We start from the raw sequence: 19,983 nt of genomic DNA on the forward strand, positions 1-19,983 counted from the left end.
TGGACGGCTCAACCGGGTGCCGGTCGGGCCGTTGTGCCTGAGGAGGACCGAACGTCGATAACCGTTCGGCGACGAACAATGACCGTACGTCGGAGTAACTGGATATTCGGCCTGAAATGAAGCAAGGTGTCTCGCGTTGCTTCGACGGCATCCGGGGGGATGAGTGCAAGCTGGTGGTGGATCGACGCCGGGTTCGTTCCGGGCGCGAATAGCGTCGGACGACTGGAAATGGCTCGTCGATCAAGGTGCGACGCGCGTCTACGGCGCAGGCGAGGCGTTGTTCCGGCACGGTGAACCCGCCGATCATGTGTTGCTGCTCGTCGAGGGCTGGGTCAAGATCACAATCGTCTCCCCGTCGGGATACGAGGCGATTCTCGCGATTCGGGGCAGTGGCGACGTGCTGGGAGAAGTCGCCGTTCTGGACGGTCGGGAACGGTCCGCGAACGTGTGGACGTTCGGTGAGACCAAGGCGGTCCTGCTCACCGCAGACCGGTTCGTCGCGGCTCTGCACGAACGACCCTCCATCGCGGTAGCGCTGATCGTGCACGTCGCTGACCGCCTGCGCAGAGCTGACAACCGGCGGCTGGAGCAGGCCGCACACAGCGCCACCGAGCGACTCGCCGCATTCCTGCTGAGGCTCGCGGGCCAGCACGGCGCTCCTGCGCCGGACGGTGTGGAAATCGCTGTGCAGCTGTCCCAGCAGGAGATGGCCGGAGCGATCGGCGCGTCGCGTGAGGCTGTCGCGCGAGGGCTGCGAACACTTCGCGACCGCGGAGTGGTGATCACCCGTCGCCGCAAATTGGTGGTCACCTCGCCGGCGACGTTGAGCGCAATGGCGTCGAGTGTGCCATTTGACGCAGAAGAACCGTGCTGAACGACATCGCGTGAGCTCCTGCTATTGGGCAGCCTTGGGGGCGTAGAACGCAAGTTTCCGAACCGCCTGGAATTTCGTGTGCGCGCTGCGCGCATTCGGAAAGGGGAGTCATGCGCGATGGGGGAAATTTCGGCACCCGGTTGTCCGTGCGCGAGTTGACCGCCCTGCTCGACCGAGGGCGGCCGGTCGAGTACCGGTCAGGTGACCACCTCATGCGTCAGGGCGAGGAAGGTGACTGCGTCATCGTCGTCCGCGCGGGAGTCGTCAAGGTCCTGAGCGACGACCATGCCGGTGGCACCCGGTTGCTCGCGGTGTGCGGCCCCGGCGAGCTGCTCGGCGAGATGGCTTGCCTGGACGAAGGTGTGCGGTCGGCGTCGGTGCTCGCCCGAGGACCGGTGTCCGGCGTGAAGATCGCGCGCAGCCGGTTCGTCGAGTACCTCGACGACCACCCCGCAGCGGCACGTGAGGTCACCAGGCAGGTCACGCGCCGGCTTCGTGCCGCGGAGAACCACGCCAGAGCCATGACGTTGGAGTGCGTGGACGTCCGGGTGTTGCAGGTGTTGGCCGACATGATCGGTTTCTTCTCCGAGGACGCTGCGCGGACCGGCGCCGAAGTGCCGTTGCGCCAGTGCGAGCTCGCACAGCTCGCTGCGGCGTCAGTCGTCGCCACGCACCGGTCGTTGCGGCGCTTGTGCGAACGGCGCCTCGTCGTGACGCGGTACGGCCGTGTGCGCGTCTACTGCACCAATTGTCTGAATCGAGCGATCCACTCGAAAACCATCACAGGATGTGGTGGCTCACCGGAGTGCGTCCCAGGGTGACCACCACACCACAGCAGCTTCTGAGGAGTCCCGTGACCTCGCTTGCCCTCTCCAAGACAGTGATCAGCTCCGACGTGGTCGGCTCGTCCGGTGGCAGACGGCGTCAGTCGCACCTCGACACTGCCCATGACCTGGTACTCGACAAGGCCTTCGCCGCGGCGGCCAAGGCAGACGGTGCCATGGGCTCGGCGTTTCGCCGGGTGGACGGCGACAGCGCGACGATCGTGATCGACGCCGCGGTCTCCCGCGCCTGGGTCCTCGCCGACTTCGTCCTGCGTGAGGTCGTCCTCGCCTTGGGAGAGGTGAACCAGACCGCCGGCGAGGAGTACCGCCTCCGGTTGCGCATGGCGGTCGACTTCGGCGAGGTTGTTTCCGACCCGCCGCACGTCCAGGGGGACGCCGTGGTGGGGGCGGCCCGGCTCAGGGACGCGAAGGCGCTGCGCGAAGCCATGTCCGGTTCTCCGCGGGCGCAGCTCGGCCTGATCGTCTCCGACCGCTTCCACCGCGAGGTGGTCGTGCACGGGGAGCGAGGGCTCGACGCCGACGTGTTCTGCCCGGTCGACGTCGACGTCAAGACCTATTCCGAGCGCGGGTGGGTGTACCTGCCCGGTACGGCCTCGGAATCCACTCCTGCTGTGAACCCCTTGCCCCACAACCAGTCAGCACTGTCCGCTTCAGACCGCCGAGCGGTCAACGCCGAGGTGTTCAACGTGTTCGAGGACAGGGTGTACGCACCTCATGGAGTGTTCGGAGTGGTGCGTGACCGCCGCGGCTGAGAACGAAGGCACACCCGGCGAGCACGAGGCCAGTCCTGAGGACGAACGGCTCGTCGCCGGCGTGAAGATCGATGTGCTGAACATGTTCCACAAAGGTGTCCACGCACCAGGTGGAGTGTTCGGATCGGTGGACTCCGGAGGGCGCGGCAGGCGCTTCGGCCCCGACACAGGCAAGATCGATTCGCAGGACCTGAGGCACGCGCTCGACCACTACGTGGTGCCACCGTGCCAGGCACTCGCGGAGAAGTGGCTGATCGACGACCACGTCGTGATCATCGGCGGCTTGCGCGGCTCGGGCAAGCGGGCGGCCGCGCTGTCGATGCTCCGCGGCCGCACCGCCGGTCCACTGATCGCACTCTCACCCGTCATCACTCCGGACGAACTCGCCACGCGGGCGTACGAACGTGATCACGGGTACCTGGTCGCCGACCAGGTCGACACCGCGAAGGAAGCGGACACGGACTTCAAGTGGGCGGCGGTCCGCGACGCCGTGAGGGAAGCGGGTGCCTACCTCGTGATCACCCGCACCGCTGACGCACCGGAGGCATCCGGCTCGGTGAAGCACGTGTTCTGGGAGCACCTCGGCGCAGAGGTCGTGCTCCGCGCACACCTCGCCGAGGACTCCGAGACCCTCCGCGAGCTGGTGGAACTCCTGCCGGCGGACTGCCCGATGAGCGACCTGGCCGATGTCGCCGCGCGGGTCAACGCCGGTGAGCCGTTGCGGGAAGCGTTGCGCTACCTGAACGTCGCGTCCGCGCAGAGCGTCCGCGAGTGGTTCGAGCAGTCGCGCACGCGCCGGGAAGGTCTGGAGATCGCCACGCTGGCGTTCATGACCGAGCTGAGCGAGCGCGAGTTCGAAGCACGCCTGGCGCTCCTCGAAGCACAACTCGACGCGTTCCTCCCGCTGCCGGAACAGGAACCCGTCGAGGGTGGCGGCGAGCCCGTCCTCGAGCAGTCCCGTGCCCGCCGGCTCGGGCCGGGCAGCCTGATGAAGACCGAGACGGTGATCCGGGAGCAGACCGCGGTTCGCGTCCTCGTCTTCAAGGATCCGGGCTACAGGGCTTGCGTGCTCGCCGAGCTGAGCAAGAGGTTGCCGACCCCGTTCTGGGACGCGATCAAAGCCTGGATTCACCAGCTCGTCGGGGAAGGGGCCCACTTCGACATCGCTCGCGGACTCGCGCTGCTGGCCGAGACCGACGCCGTGGAGGTCGAACAGTCCTACCTCGCACCGTGGTCGCGCGGCGAGCTGGGAGACGAAGGGCGCGACACCGCCGCGATCGTGCTCTGGCTGATGTGCTTCGACGAGGCCACGGCACCGGTGGCGTTGCGCATCGTGCGCGGCTGGGCGATGTTCGGGTCGAGGGAACAGCGCCTCACGGCCGCGCTGGCACTGAGCGGGGAACTGGCGGCGAGGTTCCCGACCGAGGCTGTGCGCAGGGTTTGGAAGCTGCTGGAGCAGGGTGCCGACGCCGACGCGGAGGCCTACGTGGAGGCGTTCGCGATGCTCTTCGCGACGCTCGTGCACGAGACCAACAACGGTGCGATTGTTCTGGGCCTGCTCGTTCGTGTGCTCGACGACTTCGAGGTCAGGCCACCTCCCCTCCGCAAGCGCGAGCTGGTGACAAAAGCGATTCTCTCGGTGCTCGACGTCCGGGGAGGACCGCACTACCAGCTGGGGATCTGCGAGTTCATCCGCGCACGGCCGGACCGGCTCGACCTGGTGGCCCGCGTGTGGGCCGCCGTGCTGCGCAGCCGGCCACATCGACGTGACGCGGTGCACGCGTTGCTCCGTTGTATCGACCCGCTCCAACCCGAACAGACGAGACGCCTCGGTGAGGCCTTGGCCGATGCCATGCCCGCCGCGGAGCTCGTTCCACTGCGCGAGTCGCTCGACGTTGTGCGCCAACGGCGCAAGCGGAGCGACCAGGACGCATTGATCGACGTGTTGCTCGAGACGTTGCAGAACCGAAGGAACACCGAGGGGCCGACACCATGACCCGTCCATATCCCATCGTCACGCACCGGCCACTGGCGCCCTCGCCGAAGCGAGGTCCCCTCGGACTGGGCAGGAAGTTCCGCGACGCCGACGAACTGCCGAAGCCCGCGGCGCACGAGATGCTCGTCTTCCGCGTCGACGGGGAGTACGTACCCGACTCCGGCAGGCTCGGCCTGCGAGACGACCAGATCATCAGGGCGTCGCACGTGAGCCTCGTGGACATGAGCCGCGAAGCTCCGGTGATGGTCGCCGTCACCATCCAAAGCGGTGAGGCGAGCGTCTTCACCGTTCACGTCACCTTCACCTGCACGGTGAACGACCCTGTCGTGGTGGTGAGGGACGGCGTCGACGCCGCGACCGTGCTGCACAGCTACCTGATGAGCCACCAGCGGCTGTTCGAACTCGGGTTGACCCGGAAGATGTCCGACATCAACATGGTTGTCCGGGACGTCTCCGCCCAGGTGCGCGCGTATTTCGAGATTCGACCGATCATCGTGCCGGGAATGACCATCAGGCTGGCAGGCGTCGAGGTGCTGACGCCGCAAGAGCTGATCGAGTTCCAGGCGACCGTCCGGGACAGGGAGCGCGAACACGTGTTGGCGCTCAACCGGCAGGCCCACACCACGCGGCTCGCGTACGAGTCCGAACGCGACGGCCAGAAGCTGGAGGGGGTCCGGCGGCGGCATCTGAACGAAGTCGAACTCGAACAGCGCGACCACGATCGGACCGTGCAGGTGGACGACCAGCGCCACCGGCACGATCTGGAAACCGTCGACCGCCTGCACGGCTACCGCATCAAGGCTGCTGATGAGCGGCACGAACTGGATCTGGAGGGTCAGCGCAGGCAGTTCGGACGCGACCAGTTCGAACGCGATCTCGAGCTCATCAACGGCGACACCCGCAATGCGTTGCTGTACGCGCTGGCGACCGGATCGCTCGACCAGAAGGAACTGGTGAACGAGCTTCGCGCGGAAGCCGACCGGGAAAGCGCTCTGCAGGACACCCGGCAGGCCCGCGACCGCGAGTACGAGCTGCTGATGCAAGACCGTGAACGCGATTTCCAGCGCCTCCAACTCGAGGAGGACAGGTACAACCGTGAAGCGACGCGCGCCGAGCGGTTGCGCCGCGAGACAGCCGACCGCGAGGACGAGCGGCGTCGGTTCGATGCCAACGTCCAGCTCGTGCAGACCCTTGCGGCACGCGGGTTCCTCGACACCCAGAACCTGCCCGTGGAGAAGATCCTCGCCGACGTGCTCGACATGACCCCGCCCGCCTTGGAACGGGAGGTCGTCGCAGGCGACAGGCCGAAGGAGATCGAGGACGAGCGAAGCGTCGCCGACGAGTTGAGGGAAGAGAATGCCGACTGAGACCTTGCCCGCGGACCTCACGGAGATCCCGGTCAGCCCGTACCGGCCGGCGTTCCCGGACCTCGGCTTCGGGCGCAGGTTGCGCGCCGTCATCGGAATCAAGGAAGACGTGCTCGACTGGGCTCCGGAGGAACGTCCGCGCTACACGAAGATGGGCGTGATCGTGCTGACCACGGGCGCGCTGAGCGGGTTGTCCATCCTCGTCGTCCTGACGCAGTTGCTCGACGGTGACGCGTGGTGGCGAGTGCTCGCGGTCGCACCGGTGGCCGCGTTCTGGGCGATCATGATCATCAACCTGGACAGCTGGCTGATCGCGAGCATGCACGGTGCGAGTGGTGCCAGGTTCGTCGTCTTCATACCCCGCCTCGTGATCTCCGTGCTGCTCGGGCTCACCATCGCCGAACCCCTGGTGGTGTGGGTCTTCAGCCCGGCCATCGAGAAACAGGTGGAAGACAGCCGCGCCGACGAGATCGCGCGGTACGCCAGCACGTGGAAGGCGTGCAACCCGTCGGACGGGGCAGCGGTGGAAACCGCCGAATGCGCGGACTACCGCTTGAACCTGTCGAGTTCCCTCGCCGCTCTGCGGGGTGAGCACGACACCCTCGTGGCCAAGCGTGACGACCTCAAGAAGGAGGTCGACGAATACCTGAAGCGCTGGAACGAGCTCGAGACGATCGCGCAGGCCGAGTGCAAGGGCCTCCCGGGCCCGCTGACGACGGGTGATGTCGGAGAGGGGCCCGAGTGCACGCGCAATCGCAACAGCGCCGACCAGTACCGCAGGGACACGCGCCTTGACGAACGGCAGGCCGATCTCGGTGCGCTCGACACCCAGATCGTGGGGCTCAAGACCAAGCTGCAGACCGCTGAGACGTCCTACGGTTCCGAGGTCAAGGACGCGATCGACAAGAAGGTCGAGGAGCGGAAGGCGAATCGGACCAAGACCGGCATCCTCGAGGAGTTCGAGGCGCTGGGCGAGCTCTCGAAGGACAGCGTCCCCGTCAACCTCGGGCATTGGGCGCTGCGGTTGTTGCTGGTCCTGTTCGACTGCCTGCCGGTGCTGGCCAAGTGGATGAACGGCTCCACGACCTACGACCGGCTGATCGCCCGGCAGATCGAGGCGGACAAGAAGTTGCACAGCAGCCACGTCAACCTGTTCGAGCGACGTGACTCCGCGATCATGGACGTGAAGCTGGAGCGGATCCAGCGGGAACGGCATGAGCGCCTGGAACGGCTTGACGTCGCTGACCGCCAGGCCAAGGCCCAACGCGAAAGTGAACTCGACGCAGAGATAGAACGCTTGGCAGCGCGGCTGCGAGGCGAACCGATCTGAGCGGAGACGAGGCTGGTGCGGACGTCCGCACCAGCCTCATCTCTCGTGTGGTTCCCCTGCCAGGACTCGAACCTGGTCCTCCCGCGTAACAGTCGGGCGTGCTGCCACCAGCACCTCAGAGGACACGGCAGAACGGGTGGAGCGGAGGATGCAGGATTCGAACCTGCGCAGCGCTCGTGCGCTGACCACTGTTTTCGAGACAGCTGCCTTACCGGGCTCGGCCAATCCTCCTCAGGACGCGGAGGGCGCGCGGATCGAACGCGCGCCGGGCGCGGTGCCCGGACCTCGGATCAGCAATCCGGTGCCTTGCCACTCGGCCGGCCCTCCTTCGTCTGCGTGGCTCCCCAGGGGGTCGAACCCTGACCACCGGATCTTCACCCCGGTGCTCTGCCTGTTGAGCTAAAGAGCCTTGGGCGTCCCGCGAGACGCTTTTTCCAGTCGGATGCCCGCGAGTCGAACGCGGTATTTCCTCAACCCGAATGAGGCGGGTTCCCGTCTCCCTCGCACCCGGAAGTACCCCTGCCAGGAGTCGAACCTGAATCTCGGCGTTCGTAGCGCCGCACTCTCTCCATTGAGCTACAAGGGCGAATTGAATGCACGGCAAACAAAGAGAGCCGCCCTGGTCGGTTTCCCGACGGGCGGCTCCCCGTGTGGCATCGGCTCATGCCACTACAAGGAGCTCACCTGCGAAAACAGGCGTGAGAAGCTGGGTCGCCGCGAGGAGCTCGGGCACGCGACGACGCTGGTGAAGCGCTCGCCTCGCATCTCCTGGCTGCTCATGACGTTCCCCTTCGGCTCGGTGTGTGGCACAAGTATTGCGGGCACGCTCGGCGCCCGTCAATCCTTTTCTTTAAATGCGTTCGTAGGTCATGAACGAAACTCCGCTCTTGAACAGGCGCGCATCGGTGCGCTGGAACTTCGTGATGTCGGCCTTCCCGTCGAACAGCGGGATGCCGCGCCCGAAGACCACCGGGTGGAACTTGAGCAGCAACACGTCGATCTCCGGCAGCAGCGCGGCGGCCAGTTTGCCGCCGCCGCACAGCCAGATGTCGAGGCCGTCCTCCTCCTTCAGCGCCCGCACGCGACCGGTGACGTCCGAGGAGATCAGTTCGACGTCGGACGGGACGTCGAGGTCCTGGGTCGTCACGACGAACTGGCGCAGGTGCGCGTACGGCGAGGCCAGGCCGTCGGGGACCTGGTAGGTGTTGCGGCCCATCAGCACCGTGTCGAAGTGCTGGTTCGCCGCGTCCTGCAGGCCGACCAGCTCACGGGCCTGGGTCGGCACCGTCTCCGGGTAGTGGGCGTTGATGCCGGCCATGTGGTCGCCTTCGAAGAGGAACCCGTCGTAGGTCCCGTCCTCGGCCGCGATGAACCCGTCGAGCGTGACGGCCACGTAGTAGACGAGCTTTCGCATAACTGAACCCCCTGGATCTCGTTCAACCACGACAACCGTAGTACTATGGATGTAGTGGTTGTCAAGGAGGAAACGTGGTCCGGAACGAGGCACGGCGAACTGCTCTGCTGGACGCGGCGATCGACGTCCTGGCCGAGGAGGGGGCACGGGGGCTGACCTACCGCGCGATCGACGCGAAGGCGGGGGTGCCGGCGGGCACGGCGTCGAACTACTTCGCGAACCGCGACGAGCTGATGGCGGCGGTGATGATGCGCGTGCACATCAGGCTGATGCCGTCCGACGAGTCCGTGGCGGAGTCGCTCGCCCGGCCGCGCGACAAGGCGCTGAGCGTGAAGTTCATGCACGACATCATCAAGCGGGCCGACGCTGACAAGGCGTGCTACCTCGCCATGATGGAGCTGCGGCTGGAGGCCACGAGGAGGCCCGACCTGCAGGCCTCGCTCACGAAGACGGTCGCCGAGGGCCTCGAGCTCAACGTCGAGTTCAACGAGGAGTCGGAGCTGCCCGGCGACCGGATGACCGTCATGATCATGTACTTCGCGATGACGGGGTTCATCTACGAACGGCTGACGCTGCCCGACGCGGCGGCGGCGGTGGACCTCGACGAGTTCGTCGAGGTCATGGTCACCCGCGCTATCGGCTGAGCGGGCCGCCGGTGATCGTCAGGGCGACGGCGATCACCACGACGCCCAGCGTCGAGTACAGGAACGCGTCCATGCCGCGGCCCCGGATCTTGATCAGGCCCGCCTGCTCGTCGGTCACGAGGACCCGCAGCACGGCCGCGACCAGCAGCGACACGCCGAGCAGCACCGCGCCCTGCCGCCAGTGGTACTGGAAGATCCGCACCAGCCCGAGCACGCCGACCCCGAGCACCAGCGCGAACGGCAGGTGCTTCGCGGGGCCCGAGCGCCAGCGCTGTTCCGGCATGAGCGCCTCGGCGTCAGACCGCCGCATGGGCGCGCTCGGCGGCTTCGACGGTGTTGGTCAGCAGCATCGCGACGGTCATCGGGCCGGCGCCGCCGGGGATCGGGGCGAGCCAGCCGGCGACCTCGCGGACCTCGGGGGCCACGTCGCCGACCAGACCGGCCTCGGTGCGGGTGATGCCGACGTCGACCACGGCCGCGCCCGGCTTCACCATGTCCGCGGTGATCAGGCCGGGGCTGCCCGCGCCCGCGATCACGATGTCCGCGCGGCGCACCTCGGCGGCGAGGTCCTTGGTGCCGGTGTGGCACAGCGTCACGGTGGCGTTCTCGCTGCGGCGGGTCAGCAGCAGGCCGATCGGGCGGCCGACGGTGACGCCGCGGCCGACGACGGTGACGTTCGCGCCCGCGAGCGGCACGTCGTAGCGGCGCAGCAGCTCCACGATGCCGCGCGGGGTGGCGGGCAGCGCCGCCTCCTCGCCGAGCACGAGCTTGCCGAGGTTCACCGGGTGCAGGCCGTCGCCGTCCTTGGCCGGGTCGATGCGCTCGAGGATCGCGTTCGCGTTGAGGTGCCTGGGCAGCGGGAGCTGCACGATGTACGCGGTGACCTCGGGGTTCGCGTTCAGCTCGTCGATGACGGCCTCGAGCTCCTCCTGCGTCGTCGACTCGGGCAGGTCGCGCCGGATCGAGGAGATGCCGACCTTCTCGCACGCGCGGTGCTTGCCCTTGACGTACGAGTGCGAGCCGGGGTCGTCGCCGACCAGAACGGTGGCCAGACCGACCGAGCCGGGCAGCGCGGCGACCCGCGCCTTGAGGTCCTCGAACAGCGCGTTCCGGGTTTCGTTGCCGTTGAGTAGCGTCGCAGTCACGTCCTCATCCTCCCATTGGGCAGCGCCGCGACGCCCACCGACACCAGCGTCAGCACCACGCCGATCACCGTCGTCAGCGCGAGGTGCCCGCTCACCGCGTCGAGCAGCACGGCCCCGATGAGCTGTCCGCACACGCCGCACAGCCCGACCATCAGCACGCCGATGAACCGCACGGACGTGATCGCGCCGCCCACGCCGACGATGCCCAGCAACCCGCCGAGGTAGAGCCACCACTGCGAGGTGGACGAGCCGGGCACGCCGTTCCAGGCGACGGCGTTCACCAGCGCCAACGCCGCCGTGCCGACGGTGAAGTTGACCAGGATCGTGGCCACCGAGTTCGCCGCGGCCTCGCGGACCAGCCCGTTCACCGCCTGCTGCCAGCCCATCAGCAGCCCCGCGACCAGCGGCAGCACCGCGAGCCACAACCCGCCGGGCGACGTGAACCGGTGCGACACCGCCACCGTGACGGCGACAACGCCGACGGCGGCTCCGATGACACGTGTCCTCGTGACCGGTTTCGACCCACCGGGACCGATGCCGAGGTTGTCCACGACCATGCTGCTCACGACCTGCCCGATGACGACCGCGACCGTGAACACCGCCACACCGACGGTCGCGACCGCGAGTCCCTGGGAGCCCACGAGCACGGCACCGCTGACGCCACCGACGCACTCCCACCACCGGATGCGCCGGTGCCGCAGCGCGTCGCGCAGCCGCAGGAGGCCGTCCCGCCCGGACTGTCGCGACAGGACCACCGCCAGCAGCACGAACCACCCTCCGGCGAAGGAGATCAACGCCGCCAGCAGCCCGTTGCCGAGCGACTGGGCGAGCGAGCCGTTGACCCGTGCCTGGACCGCGATGGCCACGCCACCCACCGTCGCCAGCAGACCACCGGTCACCTGCGCGGACCGCGCCACTAGCCCTCCATGCCCCGCGGGAGTGTTCTTGATCAGCTTTAACCTTGCACGTCGACCGCGTTATGGTCTGGCCTCCGCCGTTCGGCGCAGCGGCGGGGGACGTGTGCGATCCGGCGATGTGCAGGGGAAGATGTTGGCGTGTCCGAGCCGAAGCCGTTGAACCCTACAGAGCAGGATGCTCTGGTCAAGCAGATCGGCCTGACTCTCATGCGGGCCGCGCCGGAGGACTGGCGCAGCGTGATCGCGCAGTACCGCGCCACCGGCCGGTACTTCGAGCTGGAGGCCGAGCTCAAGCTCCAGGACGGCAGCAAGCGCGCGTGGCAGGTGCCGCAGGAGGCCGCCTCGCTGTTCGCGCGGCTGCGCGCCGGCATGCACCGCGAGGGCAGGGGCAGCTGGACCAACGCCCGCTACCAGCTCGACCACCCGTCGAGCTACAACCTCGACTTCGACCGCGCCGAGCCGAGCTGGCAGACGCCTCCTCCGCAGCAGGCGTACGTCGACGAGATGCGGTTCTTCCCGCGCGCGGAGGAGAACGTCCCCGACTGGCTGCGCCGCAGGCTGAACCCGCCGACGCCGGTGTTCCGCACGGCCCGCGTGTTCGACGGCGCCGGACCGAACGGCCGTCCGTCGGTCAACCGGCCGCCGGTGGCCGAGCCCGAGGTCGCGCCGCTGCTCGCGTACCTGTCGAACGCGCCGGTCGCCGTGGCCGGGCGCGGCTTCGACAACGACGTGCTGCACCCGGACTCGCCGCCGGTCGTGCCGTCCGGCTTCCAGACCGACGGCGTGTGGATCTGGCCCGCCGGCGTCGCGTTCTACCTGCGCCGCTACGGCGTGCCGCCCGAGCCCGAGCTGGTCGACCGCGCGCGGGCCGCGGGCTTCGCCCTGCCCGAGGTCTCCGAGGAGTCGAGGCTCGCCGCCGCGGCGAACCTCGGCGCTCCCGCCGCCCCTCCCGGCACCGTCGTGCCGTCGCCGCCCGAGCCGGAACCGGAGCCCGAGCCCGCCCCCTCGGCGGACGAGACGCAGTTCGTCGCGGCTCCGGAGTTCGCAGGCGGGGACGCGCCGGAGGAGGAGTACGACTTCGAGCCGATGTACCCCGAACCGCCGTCCGCCGCGGTCACCCCGGAGCAGCCGGAGCCCGAGCCGGCGCGCGACGACCTCGGCACCCCGATCCCGGTCGCGGTGCCGCCGATGACCGGGGACGGCCCGCCCTACCGGGTGGTCTTCGACTCCGACGGCATCCCCGACACGATCGACGACCGGACCCTGCGCGACACGTACGGCGCGGGCATGGACCTCTTCGCCCCGCACGCGCGCGAGGCGGAGGAGGCCGAGGCGCAGGAGATCGTCGTGGAGGAGCCGAACGAAATCGCGCCCGAGGACGAGCACGAAGACGTGGACGTCCCCGAGGAACGCGAGATCCCCACGGCCGGGCCGGACGAGCCCGAGCTGCTCACGCACCACCGCGACGAGGACGAGCCCGAGCTCCTGACGCACCACCGCGAGCCGGAGCTCCTCACGCACCAGCGCGACGAGGAGCTCACGGACCACCTCGACGCGCAGACCGAGGAACGCCCGCGCGACGCCATGCAGGACACGATGGCGTGGAGCCCGGTCCTCGACGAACCGCTGGAGAGCCCCGCCGAGGTGACCGAGCAACACCCGGTCGTCCCGGTCGAACCGGTCTCCGAGGAGGAGCCGGACCTCGCCGAGAACGAGGTGGAGTCGACCACGGCGTTCGAGCCGGGCACGTTCGAGCCCGCGACGTTCGAGCAGCAGCCCTTCGAGTCCCAGCTCGACGCCCACTTCGACGACGAGCCGGCCGACGACCCGGAACCCGAACCCGCGCCACTCCCGGTCCCCGTGCCCGCGCCCACCCGCGCGGAGGAGACGACCCAGTTCGACGCGGCGCTGTTCAACGAGCCCGCACCGGAACCCGAGCCGGAACCGGAGCCGGAGCCCGAGCCGGTGAAGCCGCCGAGGCAGGTCACGCCGGAGGAGGACCGCGAGCTGGCGGGCACCCGCCGCGCGCTGGACGACCTCAACGTGCCGCACGGCGTGTTCCGCATCGGCGAGCCGGCCGACCGCACCTGGACGCTGCGCCTCGACGGCGACAGCTGGGAGGTGTGCTGGTTCGACCACGGCCCGAAGAACCCCGTGCGGTTCGACAAGGTCGAGGACGCCTCGGCGTACCTGGTCGGCAAGCTCGTGCTGGGCAACTTCCGCACGGTCCCGCGGGCACCCCAGCCGCCGCGCCCGATGACGAACGGCTTCCGCGAGGAGCCGCGCCGTCCCGTCCCGCCGCAGCGCCCGCCGCTGCCCCCGCAGCCCCAGGCGGCGCCGACGCAGGTGCAGGTGCAGCACGCTCCGCCACCGGTGCAGCAGGCCCCGACGCAGGTGCAACCGGTCCCGCCGCTTCCCGCTCCGCCCCAGCAGCCGGTCCCGCCGCCCCAGCAGCCCCCGGCCCCCTCGCCGGTCGCCGCCATGGCGCAGGAGGAAGCTTCGAAGCGGAAGTTCCCGATCTCGCCGCTCGCGGGCGAGCCGCCGCTGACGTTGTTCCGCCACAAGCAGATGTTCGAGCTGCCGGCGGGCACCGAGGTCGACCGCTACGGCGACCAGAGCGGCAACCTGGTCTACGTGGCGGGCACGCCGTTCCCGGAACGCAGCCTCGTGCCGTCGTGGATCAACCGCCCGTACCGCGTGTACCGGCTGCGCCGCCCGCTCGAGGTGCTGACGGGTGTCGCGGTGCCGTGGTTCGAGCAGCCCGGTGGCGGCACGGCCTACCTGCTGCCGAAGGCGATCGAGGAGATGATCGCGGACGGCGTGCTGGTGGAGATCTCGGGACCGCCCGAGAACTGAGGTTCCGCTGAGCAGTGCTGTGGCCGGTGATCCCGTGATCACCGGCCACACGCGCATGGGGAGTTCCTGTTGCTACCGGCGGGTCACGACACGACCAGTCCGTAGGCGGCCGCGAAGGCGATCGCCTGGTCGACGTCGATCAGGGCTCCGGCGAGCTTGGCCTGCCGCAGCCCGTTCGCGTCCACCAGCGCCCCGCGCAGGTCGGCGCCCTCGAGCTTCGCGTCGAGCAGCCGGGCGCCCATCAGGTCCGCCCTGCCCAGGTCGGTGTTGCGCAGGTCCGCCTCGCTGAGGTTCGTCTCGCGGAACCGCTGGCCGCCCAGCTTCATGTCGTACAGCGGTGCCTTCACGAACGACGCCAGCGTGAAGTCGACCTCCGTGAAGGTGATGGGGCGCAGCACGCAGTCGACGAAGGTCGAGCCCATGAGGCTGCACGAGCTGAACGTCGAACGGGTGAGCACCGTGCGGTCGAAGGTGCATTGCCGGAAGGCCGTCGCCTGGTGCTCCGACTCGCCGAGGTCCGTCCGGGTGAAGTCGCACCGGGTGAACGTGCACCCCGTCGTGACGAGTTCGCGGAGATCGGCTTCGGTGAAGTCGCAGTCGGTGAAAGAGCGCTTCTCCCAGTGCTGTCCGTGCAGGTTGGCGTCGGAGTAGTCCTCCCCGACCTCTTCGAGCAGGTTGTCCACTCTCACACTCTGGCAGAGTCCACGTGTTGGTAACGTGCGGGACGCCGGGCGACCTGCCCGACGTCAACGAGGACCGTCATTCGGGAAGGCTCATGACCCGCACGCCCGTGAACGTCACTGTCACCGGTGCAGCCGGCCAGATCGGCTACGCACTGCTCTTCCGCATCGCCTCCGGTCACCTGCTCGGCCCGGACACCCCGGTCAACCTGCGGCTGCTGGAGATCACCCCGGCGCTGAAGGCCGCCGAGGGCACCGCGATGGAGCTCGACGACTGCGCCTTCCCGCTGCTCGAGGGCATCACGATCACCGACGACGCGAAGACCGCGTTCGACGGCGTGAACGTGGCCCTGCTCGTCGGCGCCCGCCCCCGCACCAAGGGCATGGAGCGCGGCGACCTGCTCGAGGCCAACGGCGGCATCTTCAAGCCGCAGGGCGAGGCGATCAACGCCGGTGCCGCGGACGACGTGAAGGTGCTCGTGGTCGGCAACCCGGCCAACACCAACGCCCTCATCGCCCAGCAGCACGCGCCGGACGTCCCGCGCGAGCGCTTCACCGCGATGACCCGCCTGGACCACAACCGCGCCCTGTCGCAGCTCGCCAAGAAGCTGGGCGTCGCGGTCACGGACATCCAGAAGATGACGATCTGGGGCAACCACTCGGCCACCCAGTACCCGGACCTGTTCCACGCCGAGGTGGGCGGCAAGACCGCCGCCGAGGCCGTGAACGACCAGGCGTGGCTCGAGAACGACTTCATCCCGACCGTCGCCAAGCGCGGTGCGGCGATCATCGAGGCCCGTGGCGCCTCGTCGGCCGCTTCGGCCGCGAACGCCGCCATCGACCACATCTACGACTGGGTCAACGGCACCGAGTGGACCTCGATGGCCGTCCCGTCGGACGGCTCGTACGGCGTGCCCGAGGGCATCATCTCGTCGTTCCCCGTGCGCACCTCGGGTGGTTCCTACGAGATCATCCAGGGCCTGGAGATCGACGAGTTCTCCCGCGCCCGCATCGACGCCTCGGTCGCCGAGCTGGTCGAGGAGCGCGACGCGGTGAAGGCTCTCGGCCTGATCTGAGTTCCACGTGGCAGGGTGGGAACGTGCTGATTCCTTGGGACGTTCCCCAGCCACAGCTCTCCGACGACGTGCACCCCGCGCTCGCTGACGCCGCCCGTGCGGCGTCGGCGGCGTACGGGCGTGCCCGATCCCTGCACACGCGCCTCCAACTCCGCGAGGAAGTCGCGGACGGCGCCGACGGAACACCGACGATGCGCGTGGACCGCATCGTCGAGGACGCGGTCCTGGAGTCCATCCACCGCAGTCGCGTGAACCTCCTGTCCGAGGAAGCCGGCTTCGTCGACAACGGCTCCTCGATCACCCTCGTGATCGATCCGGTCGACGGGTCCGCGAACGCCGCGTTCGGCGTCCCTCTCTCGTGCTTCGCCGGTGCGCTCGTGGAAGACGGCACGGCAAAAGAAGCCCTCACGACGTGGTTCGACACGGGCCGTGCGTGGCATGCGCGCGCAGGAGTGCCGACGTCGTTCCGCACCACCGGGCGCACGTCGCTCGACGGCGCGTCGGTGTGCCTGATGCGCCCCAAGACGGGCACCCAGGACGCGTGGCTGCGCGTCGCGAACCGCGCCGACCGCATCCGGGTGCTGTGCACGACCTGCCTGGAGACCATGCTCGTCGCGGAAGGCACCGTGGACGCCTTCATCGATCCGGGCAGCGACACGCACCGGATCATGGACCTCGCGACGGCGCTGGTCACCGTGCCCGCGGCGGGCGGGGTGCTGGTCGACCTGCGCGGGCGGCCGTTCACGTTCGAACCCGACCTGACCCACCGGTGGTCAGGCGTGGCGGCAGCGACTCCTCAGCTGGCCGAGGAGCTGATCGCGACCGTGCTCGGGGGTTAGACCGACCCTTTCGGCTCGACGATGCAGTCGGGGCCGGGGAAGACCAGGCCCTCGTGCCCGTCGTTGAAGCGGACGAGGTACGGCGGATGTCCGTCGTTCCCGCGCACTTCGAGGATCTCGCCGAGGCGCTCCTCGAGGCCGATGGAACGGCTGTGGACGTGGAGCCTGTCACCCACTGTTGCTTGCATGGTGCTGCAACACCTCCGGTGTGCGGCGTGAGGCATGGCGCTGGATGCGTTAAAGCCTAGGCCGACACCGGAGACGCGCAACAGGGCTCAAGTGCTCATCCGCCGCAGGCCGCGGAGACCTTCGCGACGAGGTCGGCCTTCTTCTGCACCCAGTCCGCCGCGGAGTTGACGTTCTGCATGCCGTTGGCCGCTTCCTGGAGAGCCTTCTTCACCTGCTCGTCCGGTGCGGAGTTCGCGAGGGTCTCGAGCTCCTTCGCCTTGGCCTGGGTGTCCTCCAGCGCCTTCTGCGGGTCGCTCAGGTCCGGCGAGAACCCCACCAGCTGGACCGCGTCGGCGCACAGCTTCACCTTGTCCGCGGTCTCGCTGACGCCCTGGAGCGTGTCGCAGGCCGTCAGGCTGCCCAACGCGATGACGGCTGCTGCCAGCGTTCCAACTAGGCGCATTCGCTCTCCTTCTGCCCGAAGTGTCCGTTTGTGTTACCGACGACTCTACCGATGTGCGTCTTGATCCAGTTGCCGTTGGTAGAGCTTCCGGATGACGTCGTCGATCTCCGGCTCCACGACGGCGAGGTCGTGGACCTCCACCTGCCGCACCACCTGGGTGATCAACTGCGCCGCCGTCGTCTCCGCTCTCCTGAACGTGAGGTGGTGTCGCAGTCCGCCCGCCTCGCTGCGCACCGCCGTCACTCCTGGGACGTCCGGCGCCGGTCCCGGTTCCCGGAGGTCGATGACGAGCTCGCGCTCCGGGGTCACCTCGGCGCGCAGCTCGTCGAGCGGGCCGTCGGCGAGCACCCGGCCGTGGTCGATCACCATCAGCCGCGGGCAGAGGCGTTCGATGTCGTCCAGGTCGTGCGTGGTGAGCAGGAGGGTGGTGCCGCGGCGGGTGTTGATGTCCGCCAGGAACTCCCGGAGGCGTTCCTTGGACTCGAGGTCGAGGCCGATCGTCGGCTCGTCGAGCACCAGCAGCTCGGGTGCGTGCAGGAGAGCCGCTGTGATCTCGCCCCGCATCCGCTGGCCCAGCGAGAGCTGCCGCACCGGGGTGAGCAGCGTCTCCTGCAGGCCGAGCAGCTCGACGCACTCGTCGAGCCGCGTCCGGTAGTCCTGCGCCGGCACCCGGTAGATGGACCTGAGCAGGTCGAAGCTGTCCTGCAGCGGCAGGTCCCACCACAGCTGGCTGCGCTGGCCGAACACGACGCCGATGCGGCGCGCGAGATCGCGCCGCTGCCTCGACGGGTCGACACCGCCGACCCTGAGGTGACCGCTGGTCGGCACGAGGATCCCGGTCAGCATCTTGATCGTCGTGGACTTGCCGGCGCCGTTCGGTCCGACGTACCCGACCGCCTCACCGGCCCGCACGCCGAACGTGACGCCGTCGACCGCCGTGACGGTCTTGTGGTTGCGCCGCAGGCCCTTCGACGTGGCGATCCTGAACTCCCTGCGGAGCTCCCTGACCTCGATCATGATCCCGTTCCCCGGTAGTGCCTGACCGCGAACCGCCACACCAGCGCGGCGACCCCCGCCGCCAGCGCCGCGACGAGCGGTGATGTCCAGCCGACCCAGCCCGGAAGGCCGAGCGGGTCCTGCTTCCCGAGCAGCGCGAGGCTCGGGTAGTACGCGACGAACGCCCCCGGCACGATGAACGCCATCACCCACCGCAGCGGGGCGGAGTAGACGTTGACCGGGTACGAGGTGAAGGCGCCGCTGCCGTAGGTGAAGGCGTTGGCGAACTCGCGGCCCTCCACGATCCAGAAGCACACCGAGCACGTCACCACCCAGATCGCGCTGAAGATCACCGCACCGGCCAGCGGCGTGGCGATGGTCAGCGCGACCTTCGCCGGTGTCCAGGTGACGCTGACGTGCGCCAGCGCGTAGACCATCACGGCGAGCGCGCCGACGATGCGCCCGACCCTGCGCAGGCGGACGTCCGACACCATGATCTGCGGCAACGTCCCGAGCGGCCTCAGCAGCAGCACGTCGAAGGTGCCGGCGCGGATGTACGTCGGCAGGTTGTCGAGCTGCCCGGCGAAGAGGTCGGCGATGCCGAACGCGATGCCCGCGAACGCGTACATCAGCAGCACTTCTTCTTCGGTGAACCCGCCGAGCGCGTCGACGTGGCTGAACAGCACGAGGATGACGACCAGCTCGACCCACTGCGCCAGCGCCTGCGTGGCGAGGTCGAGCGCGAACGACGCGCGGTAGGACATCTGGCTCCTCAGCCGCGCGCCGATGAGCCTCGGGTAGATGGTGTCAGCCACCCTGGACCACCACCTTGCGCACCGCGCGCTGCAGGACCAGGTGACCGGCCCCGAGCAGTGCCACGGCCCAGAACAGCTGGTGCAGAAGGGTTCCCGCCGCGTCGCCGTGCCCGAGGAACACGTCGATCGGCGCCTGCATCAACGCGGGGAACGGGGTCAGCCACAGCACGTCCCGAGCCCACCCCGGGAAGAACGAGACCGGCACGGTGAGCCCGCACAGCAGGCCGGACGTGACGTTCCAGAACCCGTACAGCCCCCGGTTGTCCAGCAGCCAGAACGCGCTGGCGTCGATCAGGAACCGGCACGCGAAGCTGACCACCAGCGCGAGCACCGCGCTGACCAGGAACAGCGGCCACTGCGCGGAGCTCGCCGGGAACTGGAACGGGAACAGCAGCATGCCGAACACCACCGGCGGCGCGAGCCTGGTCAGGAACGCGAAACCGCCGCGGCCGAGGTCCTGCGCGAGCATGGCGCTCTGCAGGTGCCAGGGCCGGTACAGGTCGACGACGACGTCACCGGATCGCACGCGCTCGGCGAGCTCGTTGGTCCCCCACAGCAGGACGAACCCGAGCAGCCCCTGCCCGATCCAGACGTACGTGTTGGTGGCAGCGATGTCGTAGTCGGCGATCTCGCCGTTCGCCGCCTCGAGCGCGGCGGCGAGGATGGCGACCCGCAGCAGGCCGAAGACCACGTTCGCGGTCATCCCGGCCAGCATCGCTTGTCGGTAGGTCGAGTACCTTCGGAAGCCGGCAATGATCAAATCGGCGTGAACACGCACGTCGGTCTACGTTAGCGACCGTCGCAAG

At 68.8% G+C, this 19,983-nt stretch carries 20 protein-coding genes and 5 tRNA genes; 10 read left to right on the forward strand and 15 right to left on the reverse strand.

Features of this window, described 5'->3' with window-relative positions; translation table 11 throughout:
- Positions 1-163 precede the first annotated feature (163 nt).
- The 6 genes from V1227_RS31730 to V1227_RS31755 all read left to right on the forward strand — a co-directional run bounded on the left by V1227_RS31730 (position 164) and on the right by V1227_RS31755 (position 7,164).
- Entirely contained in the window at positions 164-874 is a 711-nt protein-coding gene (locus tag V1227_RS31730; protein ID WP_329788944.1) for a Crp/Fnr family transcriptional regulator, read from the forward strand.
- Between the two features lie 146 nt (positions 875-1,020).
- On the forward strand, positions 1,021-1,695 hold the full coding sequence (locus V1227_RS31735) for a Crp/Fnr family transcriptional regulator (RefSeq protein WP_329788945.1): 675 nt from the start codon (positions 1,021-1,023) through the stop codon (positions 1,693-1,695).
- A 32-nt stretch (positions 1,696-1,727) separates the two neighbouring features.
- Positions 1,728-2,471: a hypothetical protein gene (locus tag V1227_RS31740; RefSeq protein WP_329788946.1), complete on the forward strand. Its 744-nt coding sequence runs from the start codon at positions 1,728-1,730 to the stop codon at positions 2,469-2,471.
- On the forward strand, positions 2,455-4,467 hold the full coding sequence (locus V1227_RS31745) for a hypothetical protein (protein ID WP_329788947.1): 2,013 nt from the start codon (positions 2,455-2,457) through the stop codon (positions 4,465-4,467). The genes V1227_RS31740 and V1227_RS31745 overlap by 17 nt, the downstream gene beginning before the upstream one ends.
- Before the next feature lie 119 nt (positions 4,468-4,586).
- Entirely contained in the window at positions 4,587-5,834 is a 1,248-nt protein-coding gene (locus V1227_RS31750; protein ID WP_329788948.1) for a hypothetical protein, read from the forward strand.
- A complete protein-coding gene (locus tag V1227_RS31755; RefSeq protein WP_329788949.1) occupies positions 5,824-7,164 on the forward strand; it encodes a DUF4407 domain-containing protein in 1,341 nt (446 codons plus the stop codon). The genes V1227_RS31750 and V1227_RS31755 overlap by 11 nt, the downstream gene beginning before the upstream one ends.
- A 48-nt stretch (positions 7,165-7,212) precedes the next feature.
- On the opposite strand, the gene V1227_RS31760 is transcribed toward V1227_RS31755, so the two are convergent.
- The 6 genes from V1227_RS31760 to V1227_RS31785 all read right to left on the reverse strand — a co-directional run bounded on the left by V1227_RS31760 (position 7,213) and on the right by V1227_RS31785 (position 8,578).
- A tRNA-Asn gene (locus V1227_RS31760) sits at positions 7,213-7,287 on the reverse strand.
- A gap of 19 nt (positions 7,288-7,306) precedes the next feature.
- Positions 7,307-7,395, reverse strand: a tRNA-Ser gene (locus tag V1227_RS31765).
- An 8-nt stretch (positions 7,396-7,403) separates the two neighbouring features.
- A tRNA-Ser gene (locus V1227_RS31770) sits at positions 7,404-7,491 on the reverse strand.
- A 10-nt stretch (positions 7,492-7,501) separates the two neighbouring features.
- Positions 7,502-7,573 (reverse strand) — tRNA-Phe (locus V1227_RS31775).
- 105 nt (positions 7,574-7,678) lie between these two features.
- Positions 7,679-7,750: transfer RNA gene (locus tag V1227_RS31780), tRNA-Arg, on the reverse strand.
- A gap of 264 nt (positions 7,751-8,014) precedes the next feature.
- Positions 8,015-8,578, reverse strand: coding sequence for a dihydrofolate reductase family protein (locus tag V1227_RS31785; RefSeq protein WP_329788950.1), 564 nt, complete (start codon positions 8,576-8,578; stop codon positions 8,015-8,017).
- Positions 8,579-8,652: 74 nt separating this feature from the next.
- Here V1227_RS31785 and V1227_RS31790 point away from each other — a divergent pair, with 74 nt between their 5' ends.
- Entirely contained in the window at positions 8,653-9,222 is a 570-nt protein-coding gene (locus tag V1227_RS31790) for a TetR/AcrR family transcriptional regulator (protein ID WP_329788951.1), read from the forward strand.
- Here V1227_RS31790 and V1227_RS31795 read toward each other — a convergent pair.
- Genes V1227_RS31795 through V1227_RS31805 form a run of 3 tightly spaced genes read right to left on the reverse strand, consistent with a single transcriptional unit; the run spans position 9,212 to position 11,284 of the window.
- The gene (locus tag V1227_RS31795) at positions 9,212-9,505 is read right to left on the reverse strand and encodes a DUF3017 domain-containing protein (RefSeq protein WP_329794157.1); all 294 of its coding nucleotides are present in this window, start codon (positions 9,503-9,505) and stop codon (positions 9,212-9,214) included. The genes V1227_RS31790 and V1227_RS31795 overlap by 11 nt on opposite strands.
- Before the next feature lie 13 nt (positions 9,506-9,518).
- Positions 9,519-10,367 carry a bifunctional methylenetetrahydrofolate dehydrogenase/methenyltetrahydrofolate cyclohydrolase gene (locus tag V1227_RS31800; RefSeq protein WP_329788952.1) on the reverse strand — a complete coding sequence of 283 codons (849 nt, stop codon included), beginning with the start codon at positions 10,365-10,367 and terminating at the stop codon, positions 9,519-9,521.
- Positions 10,364-11,284: a DMT family transporter gene (locus tag V1227_RS31805; RefSeq protein WP_329788953.1), complete on the reverse strand. Its 921-nt coding sequence runs from the start codon at positions 11,282-11,284 to the stop codon at positions 10,364-10,366. Before V1227_RS31805 ends, V1227_RS31800 begins: the two co-directional genes overlap by 4 nt.
- Positions 11,285-11,422: 138 nt before the next feature.
- On the opposite strand from V1227_RS31805, the gene V1227_RS31810 reads away from it, so the two are divergent.
- Entirely contained in the window at positions 11,423-14,140 is a 2,718-nt protein-coding gene (locus V1227_RS31810) for a TNT domain-containing protein (RefSeq protein ID WP_329788954.1), read from the forward strand.
- Between the two features lie 83 nt (positions 14,141-14,223).
- On the opposite strand, the gene V1227_RS31815 is transcribed toward V1227_RS31810, so the two are convergent.
- Entirely contained in the window at positions 14,224-14,823 is a 600-nt protein-coding gene (locus V1227_RS31815; RefSeq protein WP_442916394.1) for a pentapeptide repeat-containing protein, read from the reverse strand.
- 92 nt (positions 14,824-14,915) lie between these two features.
- Here V1227_RS31815 and V1227_RS31820 point away from each other — a divergent pair, with 92 nt between their 5' ends.
- Positions 14,916-15,896, forward strand: coding sequence for a malate dehydrogenase (locus V1227_RS31820; protein ID WP_329788955.1), 981 nt, complete (start codon positions 14,916-14,918; stop codon positions 15,894-15,896).
- 23 nt (positions 15,897-15,919) lie between these two features.
- Complete coding sequence (locus V1227_RS31825) at positions 15,920-16,735, forward strand: inositol monophosphatase family protein (RefSeq protein ID WP_329788956.1); 816 nt, start codon at positions 15,920-15,922, stop codon at positions 16,733-16,735.
- On the opposite strand, the gene V1227_RS31830 is transcribed toward V1227_RS31825, so the two are convergent.
- The 5 genes from V1227_RS31830 to V1227_RS31850 form a co-directional block, all read right to left on the reverse strand.
- Positions 16,732-16,923 (reverse strand): DUF1918 domain-containing protein, encoded by a 192-nt coding sequence (locus V1227_RS31830; protein ID WP_329788957.1) that lies wholly within the window; start codon positions 16,921-16,923, stop codon positions 16,732-16,734. The genes V1227_RS31825 and V1227_RS31830 overlap by 4 nt on opposite strands.
- A gap of 95 nt (positions 16,924-17,018) precedes the next feature.
- Positions 17,019-17,366: a hypothetical protein gene (locus V1227_RS31835; protein ID WP_329788958.1), complete on the reverse strand. Its 348-nt coding sequence runs from the start codon at positions 17,364-17,366 to the stop codon at positions 17,019-17,021.
- A gap of 45 nt (positions 17,367-17,411) precedes the next feature.
- Complete coding sequence (locus tag V1227_RS31840; RefSeq protein ID WP_329788959.1) at positions 17,412-18,383, reverse strand: ABC transporter ATP-binding protein; 972 nt, start codon at positions 18,381-18,383, stop codon at positions 17,412-17,414.
- Entirely contained in the window at positions 18,380-19,177 is a 798-nt protein-coding gene (locus tag V1227_RS31845) for an ABC transporter permease (RefSeq protein ID WP_329788960.1), read from the reverse strand. The genes V1227_RS31840 and V1227_RS31845 overlap by 4 nt, the downstream gene beginning before the upstream one ends.
- A complete protein-coding gene (locus V1227_RS31850; protein WP_329788961.1) occupies positions 19,170-19,880 on the reverse strand; it encodes an ABC transporter permease in 711 nt (236 codons plus the stop codon). Before V1227_RS31850 ends, V1227_RS31845 begins: the two co-directional genes overlap by 8 nt.
- Positions 19,881-19,983 lie beyond the last annotated feature (103 nt).

Origin of the sequence: Lentzea sp. DG1S-22 (assembly GCF_036321065.1) — a bacterium.
In the GTDB taxonomy this organism is placed as follows: Bacteria; Actinomycetota; Actinomycetes; order Mycobacteriales; family Pseudonocardiaceae; genus Lentzea; species Lentzea jiangxiensis.

Excerpts from the sequence above, each read along its gene's own strand:
- V1227_RS31750 (WP_329788948.1), top strand. The coding sequence starts at position 4,587 with ATGCTCGTCTTCCGCGTCGACGGGGAGTACGTACCCGACTCCGGCAGG.
- V1227_RS31755 (WP_329788949.1), top strand. The coding sequence starts at position 5,824 with ATGCCGACTGAGACCTTGCCCGCGGACCTCACGGAGATCCCGGTCAGC.
- V1227_RS31785 (WP_329788950.1), bottom strand. The coding sequence starts at position 8,578 with ATGCGAAAGCTCGTCTACTACGTGGCCGTCACGCTCGACGGGTTCATC.
- V1227_RS31795 (WP_329794157.1), bottom strand. The coding sequence starts at position 9,505 with ATGCCGGAACAGCGCTGGCGCTCGGGCCCCGCGAAGCACCTGCCGTTC.
- V1227_RS31820 (WP_329788955.1), top strand. The coding sequence starts at position 14,916 with ATGACCCGCACGCCCGTGAACGTCACTGTCACCGGTGCAGCCGGCCAG.
- V1227_RS31830 (WP_329788957.1), bottom strand. The coding sequence starts at position 16,923 with ATGCAAGCAACAGTGGGTGACAGGCTCCACGTCCACAGCCGTTCCATC.
- V1227_RS31835 (WP_329788958.1), bottom strand. The coding sequence starts at position 17,366 with ATGCGCCTAGTTGGAACGCTGGCAGCAGCCGTCATCGCGTTGGGCAGC.
- V1227_RS31840 (WP_329788959.1), bottom strand. The coding sequence starts at position 18,383 with ATGATCGAGGTCAGGGAGCTCCGCAGGGAGTTCAGGATCGCCACGTCG.
- V1227_RS31850 (WP_329788961.1), bottom strand. The coding sequence starts at position 19,880 with ATGACCGCGAACGTGGTCTTCGGCCTGCTGCGGGTCGCCATCCTCGCC.